This is a genomic window from Alkalithermobacter paradoxus, assembly GCA_002029295.1.
GTDB classification, from domain to species: domain Bacteria; phylum Bacillota; class Clostridia; order Peptostreptococcales; family Peptostreptococcaceae; genus Alkalithermobacter; species Alkalithermobacter paradoxus.
Genome location: MZGW01000001.1, coordinates 478,448 through 495,181 on the forward strand (window position 1 = coordinate 478,448; position 16,734 = coordinate 495,181).

General features: G+C 30.0%; 22 protein-coding genes. 8 read left to right on the forward strand and 14 right to left on the reverse strand.

Annotation, left to right across the window (positions count from 1 at the left end; genetic code table 11):
• Window positions 1-225: 225 nt before the first annotated feature.
• Window positions 226-1,449 (reverse strand): hypothetical protein, encoded by a 1,224-nt coding sequence (locus tag CLOTH_RS02520; RefSeq protein WP_079410896.1) that lies wholly within the window; start codon window positions 1,447-1,449, stop codon window positions 226-228.
• A gap of 152 nt (window positions 1,450-1,601) precedes the next feature.
• Here CLOTH_RS02520 and CLOTH_RS02525 point away from each other — a divergent pair, with 152 nt between their 5' ends.
• On the forward strand, window positions 1,602-1,823 hold the full coding sequence (locus tag CLOTH_RS02525) for an alpha/beta-type small acid-soluble spore protein (protein ID WP_079410898.1): 222 nt from the start codon (window positions 1,602-1,604) through the stop codon (window positions 1,821-1,823).
• A gap of 40 nt (window positions 1,824-1,863) precedes the next feature.
• Here CLOTH_RS02525 and CLOTH_RS02530 read toward each other — a convergent pair whose 3' ends face one another.
• The 3 genes from CLOTH_RS02530 to CLOTH_RS02535 all read right to left on the reverse strand — a co-directional run bounded on the left by CLOTH_RS02530 (window position 1,864) and on the right by CLOTH_RS02535 (window position 2,601).
• On the reverse strand, window positions 1,864-2,061 hold the full coding sequence (locus CLOTH_RS02530) for an asparagine synthase (protein WP_079410899.1): 198 nt from the start codon (window positions 2,059-2,061) through the stop codon (window positions 1,864-1,866).
• 69 nt (window positions 2,062-2,130) lie between these two features.
• On the reverse strand, window positions 2,131-2,301 hold the full coding sequence (locus tag CLOTH_RS10690; RefSeq protein WP_169835113.1) for a hypothetical protein: 171 nt from the start codon (window positions 2,299-2,301) through the stop codon (window positions 2,131-2,133).
• A 45-nt stretch (window positions 2,302-2,346) separates the two neighbouring features.
• Window positions 2,347-2,601 (reverse strand): hypothetical protein, encoded by a 255-nt coding sequence (locus CLOTH_RS02535; RefSeq protein WP_079410901.1) that lies wholly within the window; start codon window positions 2,599-2,601, stop codon window positions 2,347-2,349.
• A 144-nt stretch (window positions 2,602-2,745) separates the two neighbouring features.
• On the opposite strand from CLOTH_RS02535, the gene CLOTH_RS02540 reads away from it, so the two are divergent.
• Together CLOTH_RS02540 and CLOTH_RS02545 are read left to right on the forward strand one after the other, a co-directional pair.
• Window positions 2,746-2,964 (forward strand): hypothetical protein, encoded by a 219-nt coding sequence (locus CLOTH_RS02540; protein ID WP_079410903.1) that lies wholly within the window; start codon window positions 2,746-2,748, stop codon window positions 2,962-2,964.
• 61 nt (window positions 2,965-3,025) lie between these two features.
• A complete protein-coding gene (locus tag CLOTH_RS02545) occupies window positions 3,026-3,268 on the forward strand; it encodes a hypothetical protein (protein WP_079410904.1) in 243 nt (80 codons plus the stop codon).
• A gap of 73 nt (window positions 3,269-3,341) precedes the next feature.
• Here the strand turns inward: CLOTH_RS02545 and CLOTH_RS02550 are convergent, their stop codons facing one another.
• Complete coding sequence (locus CLOTH_RS02550; protein WP_143715402.1) at window positions 3,342-3,632, reverse strand: hypothetical protein; 291 nt, start codon at window positions 3,630-3,632, stop codon at window positions 3,342-3,344.
• A 41-nt stretch (window positions 3,633-3,673) separates the two neighbouring features.
• Window positions 3,674-5,038, reverse strand: a complete 1,365-nt coding sequence (locus CLOTH_RS02555; RefSeq protein WP_079410908.1) for a sucrose-specific PTS transporter subunit IIBC — start codon at window positions 5,036-5,038, stop codon at window positions 3,674-3,676.
• 321 nt (window positions 5,039-5,359) lie between these two features.
• Between CLOTH_RS02555 and CLOTH_RS02560 the strand changes: the two genes are divergently transcribed.
• Window positions 5,360-6,034 carry a uracil-DNA glycosylase gene (locus tag CLOTH_RS02560; protein ID WP_079410910.1) on the forward strand — a complete coding sequence of 225 codons (675 nt, stop codon included), beginning with the start codon at window positions 5,360-5,362 and terminating at the stop codon, window positions 6,032-6,034.
• 29 nt (window positions 6,035-6,063) lie between these two features.
• Here CLOTH_RS02560 and CLOTH_RS02565 read toward each other — a convergent pair whose 3' ends face one another.
• Genes CLOTH_RS02565 through CLOTH_RS02575 form a run of 3 tightly spaced genes read right to left on the reverse strand, consistent with a single transcriptional unit; the run spans window position 6,064 to window position 7,583 of the window.
• A complete protein-coding gene (locus CLOTH_RS02565) occupies window positions 6,064-6,699 on the reverse strand; it encodes a cyclase family protein (RefSeq protein WP_079410911.1) in 636 nt (211 codons plus the stop codon).
• A gap of 4 nt (window positions 6,700-6,703) precedes the next feature.
• On the reverse strand, window positions 6,704-7,333 hold the full coding sequence (locus CLOTH_RS02570) for a DNA-3-methyladenine glycosylase family protein (RefSeq protein WP_079410913.1): 630 nt from the start codon (window positions 7,331-7,333) through the stop codon (window positions 6,704-6,706).
• Window positions 7,334-7,379: 46 nt separating this feature from the next.
• Window positions 7,380-7,583, reverse strand: coding sequence for a hypothetical protein (locus tag CLOTH_RS02575; protein WP_079410915.1), 204 nt, complete (start codon window positions 7,581-7,583; stop codon window positions 7,380-7,382).
• Window positions 7,584-7,818: 235 nt separating this feature from the next.
• Between CLOTH_RS02575 and CLOTH_RS10695 the strand changes: the two genes are divergently transcribed.
• Window positions 7,819-7,974 (forward strand): hypothetical protein, encoded by a 156-nt coding sequence (locus CLOTH_RS10695; protein WP_169835114.1) that lies wholly within the window; start codon window positions 7,819-7,821, stop codon window positions 7,972-7,974.
• Between the two features lie 43 nt (window positions 7,975-8,017).
• Here the strand turns inward: CLOTH_RS10695 and CLOTH_RS02580 are convergent, their stop codons facing one another.
• Window positions 8,018-8,782, reverse strand: coding sequence for an exodeoxyribonuclease III (locus CLOTH_RS02580; RefSeq protein ID WP_079410916.1), 765 nt, complete (start codon window positions 8,780-8,782; stop codon window positions 8,018-8,020).
• Between the two features lie 67 nt (window positions 8,783-8,849).
• On the reverse strand, window positions 8,850-9,605 hold the full coding sequence (locus CLOTH_RS02585; RefSeq protein ID WP_079410918.1) for a (S)-benzoin forming benzil reductase: 756 nt from the start codon (window positions 9,603-9,605) through the stop codon (window positions 8,850-8,852).
• A gap of 154 nt (window positions 9,606-9,759) precedes the next feature.
• Here CLOTH_RS02585 and CLOTH_RS02590 point away from each other — a divergent pair, with 154 nt between their 5' ends.
• Window positions 9,760-10,773, forward strand: a complete 1,014-nt coding sequence (locus CLOTH_RS02590; RefSeq protein ID WP_079410920.1) for an asparaginase — start codon at window positions 9,760-9,762, stop codon at window positions 10,771-10,773.
• A gap of 54 nt (window positions 10,774-10,827) precedes the next feature.
• On the opposite strand, the gene CLOTH_RS02595 is transcribed toward CLOTH_RS02590, so the two are convergent.
• The 3 genes from CLOTH_RS02595 to CLOTH_RS02605 all read right to left on the reverse strand — a co-directional run bounded on the left by CLOTH_RS02595 (window position 10,828) and on the right by CLOTH_RS02605 (window position 14,947).
• The gene (locus tag CLOTH_RS02595) at window positions 10,828-11,952 is read right to left on the reverse strand and encodes a glycerate kinase family protein (RefSeq protein ID WP_079410922.1); all 1,125 of its coding nucleotides are present in this window, start codon (window positions 11,950-11,952) and stop codon (window positions 10,828-10,830) included.
• Between the two features lie 61 nt (window positions 11,953-12,013).
• On the reverse strand, window positions 12,014-13,336 hold the full coding sequence (locus tag CLOTH_RS02600) for a 6-phospho-alpha-glucosidase (RefSeq protein ID WP_079410923.1): 1,323 nt from the start codon (window positions 13,334-13,336) through the stop codon (window positions 12,014-12,016).
• Between the two features lie 51 nt (window positions 13,337-13,387).
• Complete coding sequence (locus CLOTH_RS02605; RefSeq protein ID WP_143715404.1) at window positions 13,388-14,947, reverse strand: PTS transporter subunit EIIC; 1,560 nt, start codon at window positions 14,945-14,947, stop codon at window positions 13,388-13,390.
• 238 nt (window positions 14,948-15,185) lie between these two features.
• Here CLOTH_RS02605 and CLOTH_RS02610 point away from each other — a divergent pair, with 238 nt between their 5' ends.
• Together CLOTH_RS02610 and CLOTH_RS02615 are read left to right on the forward strand one after the other, a co-directional pair.
• Window positions 15,186-15,962 (forward strand): MurR/RpiR family transcriptional regulator, encoded by a 777-nt coding sequence (locus CLOTH_RS02610; protein ID WP_331721980.1) that lies wholly within the window; start codon window positions 15,186-15,188, stop codon window positions 15,960-15,962.
• A gap of 77 nt (window positions 15,963-16,039) precedes the next feature.
• The gene (locus CLOTH_RS02615) at window positions 16,040-16,717 is read left to right on the forward strand and encodes a C39 family peptidase (RefSeq protein ID WP_079410927.1); all 678 of its coding nucleotides are present in this window, start codon (window positions 16,040-16,042) and stop codon (window positions 16,715-16,717) included.
• Window positions 16,718-16,734 lie beyond the last annotated feature (17 nt).

A 16,734-nucleotide genomic window follows, 5' to 3' on the forward strand; every position in this document is an offset into this window, starting at 1 on the left:
TTTTTTCACTCCATTTGTCATTAGTAATTAATTTATATTATATAGAACAAACTCTTTCTTTGAAAGATTTAATTAAAGAATACTTTATTAAAACACATTACGTAAATTATAACTTTCCCACAATTTATTTTAAATACATAATTTCCTATGTGTTATAAAAAATCAAACACAGAATATACTTTTCTTATTTAATATATTTTATCTGTGAATAATCCTTATGAATCCTTACAATTTGTATTTTATATTGCTCTTTTTTTCATATTGTGTTCCTTTAATAAAGTCAATCATATTTTCACTTATAGCATCTATAGCATACACAAAGTTTCTATAACATTGAAGCACTTCATAATTTTCTTTCATACTAACCATGCAGTTTTCTTCATATCTAGGTTGAGTACTAATATTTCTTAGTATTCTTTCAATATCATCATAATAATGAGGTTGTATCTTCATTCCATGATTTATGTATCTCAATATATTATCTATCTCTCGAACACTCAATACACAAAACTTAGATTTATTGTGAATTTTTATATTATTAGCAAATATAATTATAGGTTCTATGTGTATATATGGTGCTTTACTACCATACTTAGCATGAAGTTCCTTGTTAATATTAAATTTTACCTTATTTATATAACTAACTTCATGTATAGGATTGTCAATATGCACTTTGGAACCATCTATTTTTTCTAGTGTAGTGTGTCCATAGTTATCTATCATAAGTGTTTCTCCATCATCTATACCTTGTTTATATTTTATATGTATAGAATACAACTTTGAATTAGATAATATTATGTATCCTAAATCTAAGTACTTTTCATCAATATTTATAGTTATATCCCCCATATACTTTATATTTTTTTGTTCTGAATTTTGTCTTACAATTTCAATTAAGGTATTTTCATACTCCATTCTTTTATTTTTTATTTTAATCTTATTTTCAAGTTCCTGTCTTTTATTAAAAAACTCAGAATAATCATCTAAGATTTTTTGAAGTATTTTATCTAAACTTATATTCTTTATTGCTTTAATATTATTTCCATATTTCTGTATATAGATCATTAATTTATTAATCTTCATCTCTATATCTCTTTTATCTTTGTATATAGATTCATTTGATCTTAAAAATTCTTCTATATTAGCATAATAATCTTTATTTATTTCTTCTTTTATATATTCATATTTTAGTATATTATTTTTGTCTATTTCATATCGAGAAGCTATGTATTTAACCTCATCTATATATTCACTTATCATTTGATTTATATATTTGTTATTTTGTTTAATTAATTCTTTACTTTTTTTATTTATTTTAATCTTTTGTATATATTTTGTTAGAAGCTTAAGGCATATTACAATAATTCCTATAATTATTATCAATATGCTATGCCTATTATTATCAGTTAAAATAATGTTAGAAAGTAGACTAATAACTTGTGTTAACATTTAACCCCCCCTATAATTCTAATCTATATAATATATCTGAATACAAAAAATTTTATGATATCTAACTTTATGGATGTAAATCAATTATGTGTATCACAATTTAAAAATTGTGCAAGATAATATTAATCAATATACAAAAGGTGGTGAATAGTATGTCTAAAAAACCTATAAATCCTAACGCTGTAGAAGCCTTAAATAAAATGAAATATGAAATAGCTAATGAACTTGGTATTTCACATGATTCATCAGTCGATAAGTCTAACTTAACATCTAGAGAAAATGGACTTGTGGCAGGATATGTCGGTGGACATATGACTAGAAAACTTGTAGAAATGGGAGAAAAACTTTTAATTCAAAATAACAAGGAAAAGTAATTAAAAAGAAGAACCATTTCGGTTCTTCTTCTATTTTGAACTAGTGTTTTTTCTTTTGAGCAAGGTCAATAGATCCAAGTATTATATGTGCAAGTCCAAGACCTATTACTCCTGCTTCAATCATCGGCATTAGATTTCTTCTTTTTAAGTCTCTTTTTTTCATATTTCTTAGCCTTAGAGCTGTACCTGTTGCTGTTACGACGGTGCCTAAAGCCGTTGGTATTAAACCTTCACGCATACAAGGATACCTCCTTTGATATTTGGGGTATTCTTATATTGCTCCTATTTTTAGTTTTTTATCCTACTTTTACTCATCATTAAATTCTGCTTTTATTTTATTTTGTATCTTTACTACGTCTTTTTCTGTAAGATTTGTAGTTTCTAGTATTTCAGCCATTCCTATACCCTTATCTAGCATTTGTTTAGCATGGTCAACTGCATCTTCATACTCACCTTTCAAAAACTTTCTTTCCTTCATACAATCACTCTCCTCTTTCAAATATATTTTCCATAGAAAGAGGTTTTATTCATAATCCACTTCAATATTTGTTACTATAGCAGTTTCAGGAGGTATCTCATCTTTCTTAACATCTATAGATGTCCAATCTCCTATTACGCTAACATTATGTTTCTTAAGATGTTCGTGTAAATTAGCTTCATGAATATGACTTTGTTTACTTACGACTATAGACATTTGGTTTATCTTTTTTATATTTCTATCTGTACAAATTTCTTTTAAGAACGTATCAATTTTATTAAGTAGATATACATCCCCCACTTTAGTGCCTCCTTCGTGATTTTGATTTTTACAATAAAAATATATGCTTTTATAGATTTTATAGAACAACTAACTTACTTCCTATTAAGAATTATTTTATAAAGTTTGGCAAAAATATATTCAAAATAAAGGAGGATTTATATCATGAGAGATTTTAAAATAATTTCAAACAATGATGAGTGTGTTGAAGCTATATACGAGATAGAAGATATGTTAATGGACAAAGATTTAGTTCTTGTTGAATACTCTTTAGAATCAGGAATTATAGCTCAAGATAGTACAGGTCAAAACAGATATTATGATTTTGAAGAATTTGGTTATAGAGTTAGTAGTTCTTTTATGCAAGGAATATCTTATAAATAATCTATATCTGTTTTGCATATAAATTTTTAATGTGTCTAAAATATACATCAGGAGGTGAATTATGGATAATCTAAGTGTTGTAAGCATTAGAGTAGATCAAAGAACAGACTCTGCTCCTAAAGTTCAGGAAATATTAACAAGAAATGGAGATATGATTCTATCTAGGTTCGGAATGCATGATCCACAAGAGATAAACACAGGATTAATCACTCTGAATGTTAGAGCAACGAAAGGCAGAATAAACAACATGCTAAATGATCTTACTTCCCTAGATGGAGTAAGAGTTAACCACATGGAAGCATAAAAAAGAAGTTCATAGAAATGAACTTCTTTTTTATGGTTACATAATTTTATTTAAGTAAACACTCAGTTTCTTTTCATTTTTCCCTAAAAAATCCTGCAATAAGTTCATATATTCCACAAGGAAGCTGAAGCATTAATATAAATGATATTAAAAATCCTAACTTATAAATTAGTCCTACTATTCCTTGTGAGCTAGAACTTGCTCCTAGGTTATCAAATATAATCAACATAACTAAAGCAACAACACCTCTAAGTATAATTTTCAAACTATCTTTTCTACTTAAATAATTATAACTCATAATAGCACCTTCTTTGATTTTTAATATTTTGCTACTATGATATTCATCTTTTTTATATTTGTGCACAAAAATAGCTTGCAACATTAATATTGCAAGCTATTTTCATATTAATTTGAATCTTTAAATCCTAATACATAAGTAGCTATAAATGCTCCTGCAAATGCTATAACCATACCAATTATATAGTTAAACATTGAGTTTATATCTGTTATAGCTATACCAGGAATACCAGTTGCTCCTAATGCAGTCATTCCTACCTTAGTTGCAACAACATACATTCCACCTATCGCACCACCTATTGCAGCTGCTATAAATGGCTTAACTAACCTTAGATTAACTCCAAAGATTGCAGCTTCTGTAATACCTAATAAACATGATGTAGCAGCAGGAAGAGCTATAGATTTAATTTTTTGATCCTTAGTTTTAAAGTATACAGCAGTAGCAGCGCCACCTTGGGCTACATTAGCCATAGACCAGATAGGTAACAGGAAATTTACCCCTACACTTCCAATCAATCCAGCTTCTATAGCATGGAAACTATGATGTACTCCTGTAATTACTATGGAAGAATAAGTTCCACCAAATAATAGTCCTGCCAATATACCTGCATTTTCATATACTACTGTAAGCAGCGTTGAAATTCCATCTCCAAGTAATCTTCCTAAAGGTCCTATAGCTATCAATGATATAAATCCACTTACCATTAATGTTAAAAATGGAGTAAGTATTATATCTAACGAATTTGGTACGACTTTCCTTAAGTTTCTTTCAACAATTCCCATAACATATACAGCTATTAATATAGGTAATACTGTCCCTTGATATCCAACCATTCCTATTCTTAATCCAAATACATCTATAGTTTTTTCGATCCCTCCACCTACAGTCCATGCGTTTTGTAGGGCAGGATGTATCAAAATACCCCCTAATGTAGCAGCTAGATATGGATTAGCTCCAAACTCTTTAGCTGCACTAAATGCTATTAGAATTGGTAAAAATACAAATGCAGAGTTAGAGAACATATCTAAAAGTGTAAATAAACCTGTATCCCCTTCAACCCATCCAAACCTTGTAGACATTCCAAGTACTCCCATCAAAAGACCACTTGCTACAATAGCTGGTATTATAGGTACAAATATATTAGATAGCATTCTTGCAAATCTTTGAAGAGGATTCATATTTTTCATAGCAGCTTTTTTCGCATCGTCTGTAGAACTATTTTCTATATCTCCTTGTTTTATCATTTCCGTATAAACCTTATTTACAAGTCCCTGACCTAAGATAATTTGGAACTGTCCACCCGTTGAAAAACAACCCTTAACATCAGGCAGATTTTCTATTTCATCTTTTTTTACTATACTTTCATTTTTTAAAACAATCCTAAGTCTTGTTGCACAATGGGCAGCACTCTCTATATTTTCTCTTCCACCTATAAATTCTAAAATACGTGAAGATAATGTTTTTATATCCATATTCATCTATCCTTTCCATATTTGTATATAGTAAATGAACTTTTTCAAACAAACTATACATTAGGCCCAATGTATTTTTTAACTTAATTTTGATACAAAAAAAGACCTAAAATCGCAAAATGTAAATAGTATTACACTTTACAATTTAGGTCTTGCCTGCATCACCAGTCACAATCCTACTATATATCGTTTTCCTGTTTGTATTATACATTTTATATAACTAATCTTAATTTGTCAATATATATTTTATAATTTAAGATTTAATGTGCATACTATACTTATTATTAAAAAACTATGATATAATTTTTTGCGGGTGATATTATGAATATATTCAAAAATGATTGGAATACATACCTGAAAGAAGAGTTAGAAAAAGAATACTATTTAAATTTAAGACAATACTTAATAAATGAATACGAAACTAAAACTATATATCCTGATGCAAATGATATATTTAATGCATTACATTATACGCCATTTAGTGATGTTAAAGTTGTTATTCTAGGTCAAGATCCATATCATGGACCTAATCAAGCACACGGTCTAAGTTTTTCTGTTAAACCATCAGTAAAAATTCCACCTTCCCTTTTGAACATATTTAAAGAATTAAATTCTGACTGTAATTGCTTTATACCTAACAATGGCTATCTTAAAAAATGGGCAGACCAAGGTGTTTTGCTTCTTAATACAGTGTTAACTGTGGTAGCTGGAAAGCCTAATTCGCACAGGAATATAGGATGGGAACACTTCACTGATAAAATAATTATCGAACTCAATAAAAGAAATGACCCTATGGTTTTTATACTGTGGGGCAACAATGCACAAAGCAAAACTAAGCTTATCACTAATCCTGTACATAAAATAATTAAATCAGTACATCCAAGCCCACTATCTGCTAGTAGAGGATTTTTTGGCAGTAAGCCATTTTCCCAAACTAACAACTTCCTTCTATCCATAAACAAAAAACCTATAGATTGGCAAATTGAGAATATATAAAACACATACTAAGTTTAGTATGTGTTTCTTTACAGTATAGCAATTGCTCTCGTTGGAGAGCCATCTGCCTCTTTAGTTTTTAACGGCATACACATAAATAAAAATGTATCTTTTTCGATATGATCTAAGTTCGTCAAATTCTCTATGATTATCATTCCTTCTTTAAAGAAAATATGATGTACAGAAAATGTAGATGACTCTATATTATCTATAGAAATAGCATCAATTCCTATTCCTTTTAATTTGAATTTACATATCCAATTAGCACAATCTAAACTTAATGTAGGAAACCCTTTGAAATAATCATCATTACCCCAAAGTTTGCTCCATCCAGTTCTTAATATTAAATAATCTGCATATTTTATTTTTCCTTCGTATTTCTTTAAATCTTCAATTTCAATATATTTAGATTTTGAATTTGTTAAATCAATGATATATCCATTTCCGCTAAAGTACTCCACTTCATATTCATCAAGAAACATTCCATCTTTAAGCATATGAGCTGGGGCATCTATATGAGTACCCGTATGAGAATACATCGCTATTTTCTTTTCAAGAAATCCATCTTTTTCTAGTGTGTTTCCATCTTCAAATATAGGCTTTTCTGTTCCTGGAAAAACAGGCATTTGCGGATGAATCAAATGAGTCAAATCTACTATCTTCATAACATTATCCCCCTAATAATCCTTTATTACTCGCTTCCCAAAGGTATAAAGAAAGTACAGTTCTATAAGGACTAAACTTTTCACTCATATGCATGGTTTCTTTCTCACTTGGAATTTCATTTAAATCATACAACCACTTTATCCCTTTTTTCAACCCCAAATCTTGAGGAGAAAAAATATCTAACCTCCCTAATGAGAATATTAGAAACATTTGAGCAGTCCACTTTCCTATCCCTTTAACTTTTGTTAATATTTTTATTATTTCTTCATCTTCATAATTATCTATCTCATTTAAGTCTATGCATTTATTTATCACATTATTTGATAAGTCTTTCATATATATAATCTTTGATCTAGATAATCCTATACTTCTTAGCTCTTCATCTTTTAAACTAGTTATTTTTTCTGGTGTGACATATTCACACAATTCAATAAACCTATTATATATTGTATCTGCTGCTTTTAATGATAATTGTTGTCCTATAATACTTTTTATCAAGGATAGATAGTAATCATCTGCAAGTACTACCTTGCATTCGTTTACTCTTTCTATCAATTTACTCATTTTTTCGTCTATAGATGATATATAAATACTTTCTTTGTCGTTTTTATTGAATTGTAATGTTTTTCTCATTTTTCTCTCCTTATTTTTTAGTTTTATTTCTACTAGGAAGTATCTTCTACTTGAGTAATTTTTTAATCAACTTAAATATATCGAATGTAGTTTTATTATATATTTTATTATACGCATATTTTTTAGGATTTCTTATCCACCCATATCCTCTGGGCATTTTAAATCCTGCCCTATGGACGATTTGTCTTTTTATACTAGTTCTAGCTGATACTCTTTTTTTTAGACTTGGAGTTCTCATTCCAAATTTCATAGATTTATCTCCTTTCATTATTCTTTAATTATATAATACTATATTACCTAGGAAATATATTCAAATTATACTCTAAATGTAACTTCATTGATTGTTTAAATACTATATCTGATTTACTACTTAAAAGAAAAACGTATATAAATGTATAATAGAAATTTATTTATCGTGAAATACTATATATGTAATATAACTCTATTATTACTCAGTGCTACAAAATTAAGGGAGGTTTTTATAAGTGAACAAAAAATTAAAATCGAGTACAGATAATCAGTGGATATCAGTATCTCAAGAATCTTCTAAATGCAAGAACCTTTCAAATAAAAAGGAAAAAACAGCTACAGATAATCAATGGACATCTACTGCTAAAAATACTTTTGAAGATAAAAAGTAAGCTACAGAAAAAGCACCGTCTTGACAGTACGGTGCTTTTTTATCTATATTCTTTTTTCATCTACTTCCAAAACTACAGGACAATGATCACTACCATATACATGTGGATGTATATCTGCTCCTATAAGACTTTCTTTTATTCTTTTAGATACTATAAAATAATCTATTCTCCAACCTGCATTTCTTTCTCTAGCCTTTCCCATATAAGACCACCATGTGTAAGCACCTTCTTTGTCAGGATAAAAGTGTCTAAATGTATCTATAAACCCAACATCTAATAAATCTGTAATTTTTCCTCTTTCTTCATCTGTAAATCCTGCATTTCTTTTATTAGACTTAGGGTTTTTTAGATCAATTTCCTTGTGTGCAACATTAAGATCCCCGCACAAAATAACAGGTTTTTTCGAATCAAGTTTCTTTATATATTCTCTGAACACATCTTCCCATACCATCCTATAGTCTAATCTTGCAAGTTCTCTTTGAGAGTTTGGTGTATATACATTAACTAAATAGAATTTTTCAAATTCAAGAGTTATAACTCTTCCTTCTTGATCGTGTTCATCATCTCCTAATCCATACTTAACGGATAAAGGTCTTTTCTTAGTAAATATAGCTGTTCCTGAATATCCTTTCTTCACTGCATAATTCCAGTATTGTTCATAACCTTCAAGTTGTAGGTCTATTTGACCTTCTTGTAGTTTAGTTTCTTGAACACAAAACATATCTGCATCCATATCTTTAAAGTATTCTAGAAACCCTTTATTTACACATGCCCTAAGACCATTTACATTCCAAGATATTAACTTCATCTTATATCCTCCATATTCTTTACCCTTGTACTGATTGTAATTTTATCATATTATTTATGCTAATCAACTATATATAGTCACTTATGTCTACAGCTTTTCCTTGTTCAAATTCTTTATCAAATAATACTTTCTTAATAACTTTAGCTACATCTTTTGCAGCCTTTAACTTCCCTTTATCTTTAAAATCTATGAAAGTTTCTAAATTAGGAAAATCTTCCTCACTAGAAGACCTTATTTCTTTTTGCATATTCGTATCTACTATTCCAGGTGCAAATGATATTATTTTTGTTGGATATTCCTTGTTCATTTCTTCTTGCCCTACACACTGTGTAAACATATCTAACCCTGATTTTGAACTGCAATAACAACTCCACCCCTCTATAGGATTACTTGCTGCTCCTGAAGAAATATTGATTATCCTTTTCTCAGCATCTATGTCCTTTGCCAACCTTATAAAGTTTGATACCATCAACATAGGTGCTGTAAGATTTACATTTATATTCTTTATAATATCATATTTATCGCACTTATCTATAATTTTAATGGGTGATATAATGCCAGCATTATTAATTAGATATATACCTCTAGCCCTTATCATATCCACCTTTTCGAAAATACCATTCATTAGTTTATCAATATCGCATAGATTGTTCAGATCATATTCAAAGTAGTCTAAATTAACCCCCTTACTATTAGCTTCTGATATCAAACTCATATTCTTCTTTCTAGATATGCAAAATAAATGATTGTCCTTTTGTATCAATTCTCTTATTATAGCTTCTCCTATACCTCTTGAGGTTCCTGTTACAATTATATAATTCATATTTCCTCCTTTTTCTACAAAATAACCTATGCTGCATATATTATATTCTACCATATATAACTAATAATTTTTCTAGAATTACATTTATAAATACTATATCCTTATTACACCTCATATACTTATACTATATATTTTAATTAAAAGGAGTGATTCAATGTCTCAGCTGCTAGTACATGCTATGAGAGGTGATTATGTAGAAAGTAGACATTATGGAGATCTAGTTATTGTAAATAGAAATGGTAAAATACTTTATTCCGTTGGTGATCATAATAGATTTACTTTATGGAGATCTGCTGCAAAGCCTTTTCAAGTAATTCCTTTCGTTGAAAGTGGAGGAGTTGAAAAATTCAATATTACTATGGAAGAACTATCCGTAATGACATCATCTCACGGAGGAGAGAACAAACATATAAATGCAGTTAACCGTATATTAAACAAGCTAAACGTACCTATTGAAAGTTTAGATTGCGGGATTGCCCCTCCTATGTATTCAAAAGCATCTGCACAACTTCTCAAATCAGGTAAAGAATGTAACTCACTTCATAATGCATGCTCTGGCAAACATTCAGCAATGATAGGTCTAGCTATTATAAAAGATATATGTCCACAAAATTATATAAATATAAATCACCCTGTTCAAAAGGCTATGCTTAATATCGTTTCAGAAATTTGTGATATAGATGAAAATGATATAGCTGTGGCTATTGATGGCTGTGGTGTGCCTGTATTTGGAATGGGTATAGATAAAATGGCTTTAGCCTATGCGAAACTTTCTATGCCTGATGGGTTATTTTCTCATCATAGAACTCAAGCTATGAAAAAAATCGTTACAGCTATGACAAGTTACCCTTTTTATGTAGCAGGAACAGATAGGCTAGATACAGCTTTAATGAAAGTAACAAAGGGTAGACTTGTTGCTAAATTAGGAGCAGAAGCTGTATATAATGTAGGGATAGTAAATGAAGGTATTGGTATATGTCTTAAAATAGATGATGGAAACGTGAGGGCCATTGACCCTGTTATTATAGAAACTTTAAAACAGTTAGATCTATTATCTTATAGAGAACTTAATGAACTTAATTATAGACATATCCCTCTACTAAAAAATCATCGCAAAGAGGTTATAGGAAAATTAAAGCCAGTATTTTCTTTAAATAGATATATGTAAAAATAATCATTTTATAAGGCATAAGACTTTATCCTTATGCCTTTTTAGTTTCATTTATATTAGTAGTCTTACTATTCTTTCACATGTGTGTTCCATATTCTTTTTTCCATTTTTTAATGCTTCGTCTAAAGTTTCTACACCATTTAATATGCATATTATAGAAGTTATTCCATGATTATATAGTGATTCTACTCCATCACCTATTCTACCAGCGAATGCGATAGTTGGTATTCCAAACTTTCTAGCAGTAATCGAAACTCCATATGGTGTTTTTCCATGAATTGTTTGACTATCTATACTTCCCTCTCCAGTAAATACATAATTAGCCCCTTTAATCTTTTCTTCCAAACCAGTATATCTAATAACCAACTCTACACCTTTCCTAAGGTTTGCACCTAAAAACGCCATAAGCCCTGCCCCAAGGCCTCCTGCTGCTCCTGCACCTGGTACATGTTCAATATCTATATCTAATTCTTTTCTTATTATGTTAGCATAATGAATTAAGTTTTCATCCATTATCTTAACCATCTCAGGTGTTGCACCTTTTTGAGGTCCAAACACATAGGAAGCTCCTTTTTTTCCTGTAAGAATATTATCAACATCACAAGCGACATCTATATTTACACTCTTTATTCTATTATCTAAATTAGATAAATCTATTTTGTGCAATTTATTCAATGCCCTTGCCCCTAAACCAAGCTCATTTCCATCTTTATCAAGCAGTTTTCCACCTAATGCTTGAATCATTCCAGCTCCACCATCATTAGTAGCACTTCCACCTATTCCTATTAATATATTTTTCACATTTTTATCAAGAGCTGCCCTTATAAGCTGGCCTGTTCCATAGGTTGTTGTGTATAGTGGATTTCTAGCTTCCTTTTGCAGTAATTCTAGCCCACTTGCACTTGCCATTTCTATAACTGCACTTTCATTATTTCCTAATATTCCAAAGTGTGCACGTACGCTATTTCCTAACGGCCCCATGACATCTACATAGTGTACTTGTCCATTTGTTGCATCTACGAGTGATTGTACTGTTCCCTCACCACCATCTGCCATTGGAACCTTTATACATATAGCATCAGGAATAACTTTTCTTATTCCTCTTTCCATAGCATCCGCTGCTTCTTTTGCAGTCATACTCTCTTTAAATGAATCTGGTGCTAAAACAAACTTCATTATATCTACCTCCACTTATTTTAAAAAAGGATATGAATAAAATTATTCATATCCTTTTGCTCTATTTGAATTCTGGCCAATAATCTTTATTAGCTTCTATTAACTTATCTAGAACTTGGCGGGCCTTCTTACCACATCCTACTGTTCTATTAAGTGTAAGTGCCATTAATGCTTTCTCATATGATTGTTCAAAATACGCATCTACTGTTAGCTTTTCATATGCAAGTTGAGATTCAATCATTCCTTTGTAAAATGTACCTATCTTGCCTACTGACATTGGTCTTGGTCCATTAGATGTTAATACTGCAGCAACCTCAACCATGGCATCGTCTTGTATATTAGATATTATTCCATTATTTTCAACTATAACTATATATATTCTCCCTAGATTGTATGCTATAGATTCTGCAACCTCAATTATAAATTCACTATGTGCATCATTATGAGTTACATGAGAACCTTTAGAAGTTCCTGCTTCTACTACTTTTCTACATTCCTCAAATACTCTCTTTTCTCTACCATCCATAACCTCGTTAGCTCTAGTATATTCCGGATCTAGTTTCTTAGCCTTATATTCTGGATAATAGTAGTACTGAAGGTATGTGTTTGGTAAATAATCTGGAAAGTCAGTGACCATATCTCTAACCATAGAATAAGTGTCTAGCCATGATTGATCTCTTTGCTCAGCATCTACTGGTATAAATCCTTCTTCTAATATCATCTTTCTTAGTTTAGGCAACAAATCATTTCCTTCTTTATCATATAGATTTGTGAACCACCCAAAGTGATTTAGTCCAAAGTAAACTGGTTCAAATTGATTAGGATCTACATTTAACAGTCTACCATATGATCTTAATAGGTTAACTGGCTGATCACATATATTTAGTATTTTATTATCATTTGGAAATTCCCTTCTTAATGCTTCTGCTACTATTGCAGCTGGATTAGTGTAATTTAGTATCCACGCATCTGGAGAATATTTTCTTATATCATTTATAGTTTTTATCATATCTGTTATAGATCTTATACCGTATGCAAATCCACCTGGTCCACATGTTTCTTGACCTATTATACCCATACTTAGAGGTATCTTCTCATCCTTTTCCCTCATCTCATATCCACCAGATCTCATTTGCATAAATACAAAATCTGTGTCTAAATATGCTTCATCCGGATTAGTTGTATAACTAAACTCTAATTCTGGATATTCTTCTTTGAATAGGATTTTTCCATATTCTCCTATTATATTTTGACGTTCCTCATTTATGTCAAACATTACAAGCTTCTTGAGTGGAAATCTATCCTTCAATGTACACAAACTTTTCAATAATCCTGGAGTCCAAGTACTTCCTCCACCAACTACAGTTATATTAAATTTCTTCATATCAAATCACCTCTTTATTTTTAATGTCAGTATATAATAATTGTCTTTAACTTATGTTGTAGCTTTTTTCAGAGCATTCTTTACAGATACTTTTATACTTGATACAGAAGGTCCATATATTATTTGAATGTTATTATCTCCTGCTTTTACAACACCCATAGAACCTGTTTTAGCAAACCCTTCTTCATTCACCTTACTCATATCCTTAACTGTAACCCTAAGTCTTGTAAAGCAGTTGTTCACAGTATCTATGTTTTCTTTTCCACCTAGACATTTTATTATCTCAATAGCCTTAGCTTCTTCATCAAAATTTAAAACTTCACTTACTTTATCTTCAATTTTTATTTTTTCTCTACCCGGAGTTTCAAAATCAAATTTTAATATTAATATTTTGAAAGTATAGTAGTATATAAGTGCGTATATAGCACCTATCGCTATAGTAACCAACCATTTAGTATGCGGCTGCATCATTCCAAATACAACAAGATCTATAATTCCACCTTGAGTATTTCCTATTGCAACTCCTAATAAATGATTTAACATAAACGATAACCCTGATAATATAGAGTGTATAATGAATAATATTGGTGCTACAAATAAAAATGAGAATTCTAATGGTTCAGTTATACCCGTAACAAGCGATGCTATAGCACCTGCAAATAATATACCTTTTATTCTGCTTCTATTCTCAGGCTTTGCAGTTTTATATATAGCAAATGCAGCTGCTGGTAAGCCAAATACCATTACAGGTATTTTTCCTTGTGCTAAAAATCTTGTAGCATCTGTTGCAAATGATACAGTTTCTTTTGATGCAAGTTGTGCATAGTATATATTTAATGCTCCAACAACTTGTTGCCCATCTATAATCATTTCTCCTCCTACTGGAGTAAATCTAACCATTGCATTTAATATATGGTGTAATCCAAATGGTATTAATAACCTTTCTAATGCACCAAACAAGAATGTCCCTAAATATCCTAAGCTTGCTATTCCATATCCTACACTATGTATAACACTACTTATAGGAGGCCATATTACTGGGAACACTAAGCCAACTATTGATAAAACTACAGTTGTTACTATAGGAACAAACCTTGTTCCACCAAAGAAACCTAGATAATCCGGAAGTTTGATATTGTAATATTTGTTATGTAATGATCCTACTATCATACCTACAACTATACCACCAAATACTCCAAGTTCTAGAGTTTGAATTCCTAACGTCATCCCTTGCCCTAATTCTCTCATAATTTCAGGGCTAGCTAACCTTCCATTTGTATTTAAAACGAAATTTATACTTACATTCATTAATATATATCCAACAAACCCTGAAAATCCTGCAACAGCTTGTTCATCATCACTAAGACCAATAGCTAATGATATTGCAAACAACACTGGTAGATTTCCAAATATTGTTCCTGTTATAGCCCTTGTAAATCTAAATATTAATTGTAAGGTTTCATTTCCTAATAAAGGTAATCTTGCAATTATATTAGGATTTGAAAACGCTGCACTAACACCTAAAAATATACCTGCTACAGAAATTAATGCTATAGGAAGCATGAATGCTTTTCCTAACTTCTGAAAATAGCTGTTTATTTTCTTAAGCACAATAATCCCTCTCTCTCAAAATTTATTTTTTTAATAATAACTTGATTTTATTTGTTATAGGCACCTTGTTAACAAATATTTATCTAAGATGACTCAATTATAAAACAGCATTGAAATTTATGAAAGCATTTTCACACCTTTAGAAAAAATGTTTTCATAAACGAACTTTTTCATTTTTGTAAAATTTTTCACTTTGTTGTATAATGAGAATTATTTATAAATATTTAAACATCAGGTGGTGAAAAGTTTGGACTTTTTTAATAAAATTTCCTCAAAGACTCAATCTCTTAATAGAAATGAAAGTCATCTTTTAAAATATATCCTTGAAAATTCCAATGAAGTCTTAAACATGAAAATTCACGATCTTTCAAGTAAAGCTTTTATATCTACTGCTTCAATAATTAGGTTTTGTAAAAAACTAGGGTTTAACGGATATTCTGAGTTTAAGGCTAACTTGGCTATGTCACTAAAATCAAAAGATAATGATAGGGCTAATTTGCAATTAGATAATATTTCTCTCATAGATGCTATAAATAAAAGTATTAACTTAATCAATGATAATGTGATAGATCAAATAATAGATATCATGCATAACGCTGATGTAATTCACTTTTATGGAGAAGGTTCTTCTAGGAATTTATGTAGGGAGTCATCTCGTCACTTTCAATTACTGGGAAAAAATTGTCACTATTTTGACGATACGAGTATAATGTATGCCTCCGCTAGTCAACTTAGCGAAAATTCAATTGTGTTTGCCATTTCTATGTCTGGAGAAACTCAGCAGATCATTAAGGCTAGTAACATCGCAAAAGCTAATAATGCTAAAGTAATTTCTTTAACTAACGTTGGATGCAATACTCTTTCTAATCTTTCTGATATGTCTTTATTTATTTATTCTATAAGATACAATATGAACAATTTTTCTTTCGTATCTAGGCATACCGCTTCTATGCTGATGGAATATATATTTTTTAAGTATCTAAAAAAATATCATGAGATAGATGAACTTAAATAATAAAATCTTGAAACAAAATTCTTTCAAGCTAATATCATAAAGTAATATTATATCCATTTAGTTTGGAGGATGACATAATGAAAAAGATATCTCCTTATTTTACTCAACTTGACGTATATAATCTAAAATCAAATGATACACTTACAATATTACCTAAATTCAAAACTTATCAACAAACTACAGAATATACATGTGGTCCATGTTGTATTCTTATGGTACTACATCACTTTGGAGAAACTGATTATGATGAATTTAAAATAGCAACAATGATGGGATGTTTTAGAAGTGTTGATCTGTATAAATCTAATAATATTAACAACTGCAAAAATGGAACATCTACTGATAAAATCGTAGATTTTTTTGAAATGATTGATTGGGATGTAACTTCTAGTTTGACAGAAGGAAAGCTAGATAATGGATATACTTTTGATGATCCTTTGAAATTTAGAGATTGGGTTATAAGTAATTTGAGGAACAATATTCCTATCATAGTTGAATGGATAGACTGGGGTGGGCACTGGCAGGTTATTATAGGATATGATACCATGGGAACTGACTCAATTAAAGATGATGTTATAATATTTGCAGATTCTTACGATACATCAGATCACATGCAAGATGGATATTATATTTTCTCTGCACATAGATTTTTTTATATGTGGTTTGACAAATATATCATGCCTAAAAATCAATCTATACAGCAATGGATTATAGCAAAACCAAAAGGTTATAAGTATACAGAATCTATCAAATAAGACTTGGTAGATTCTGT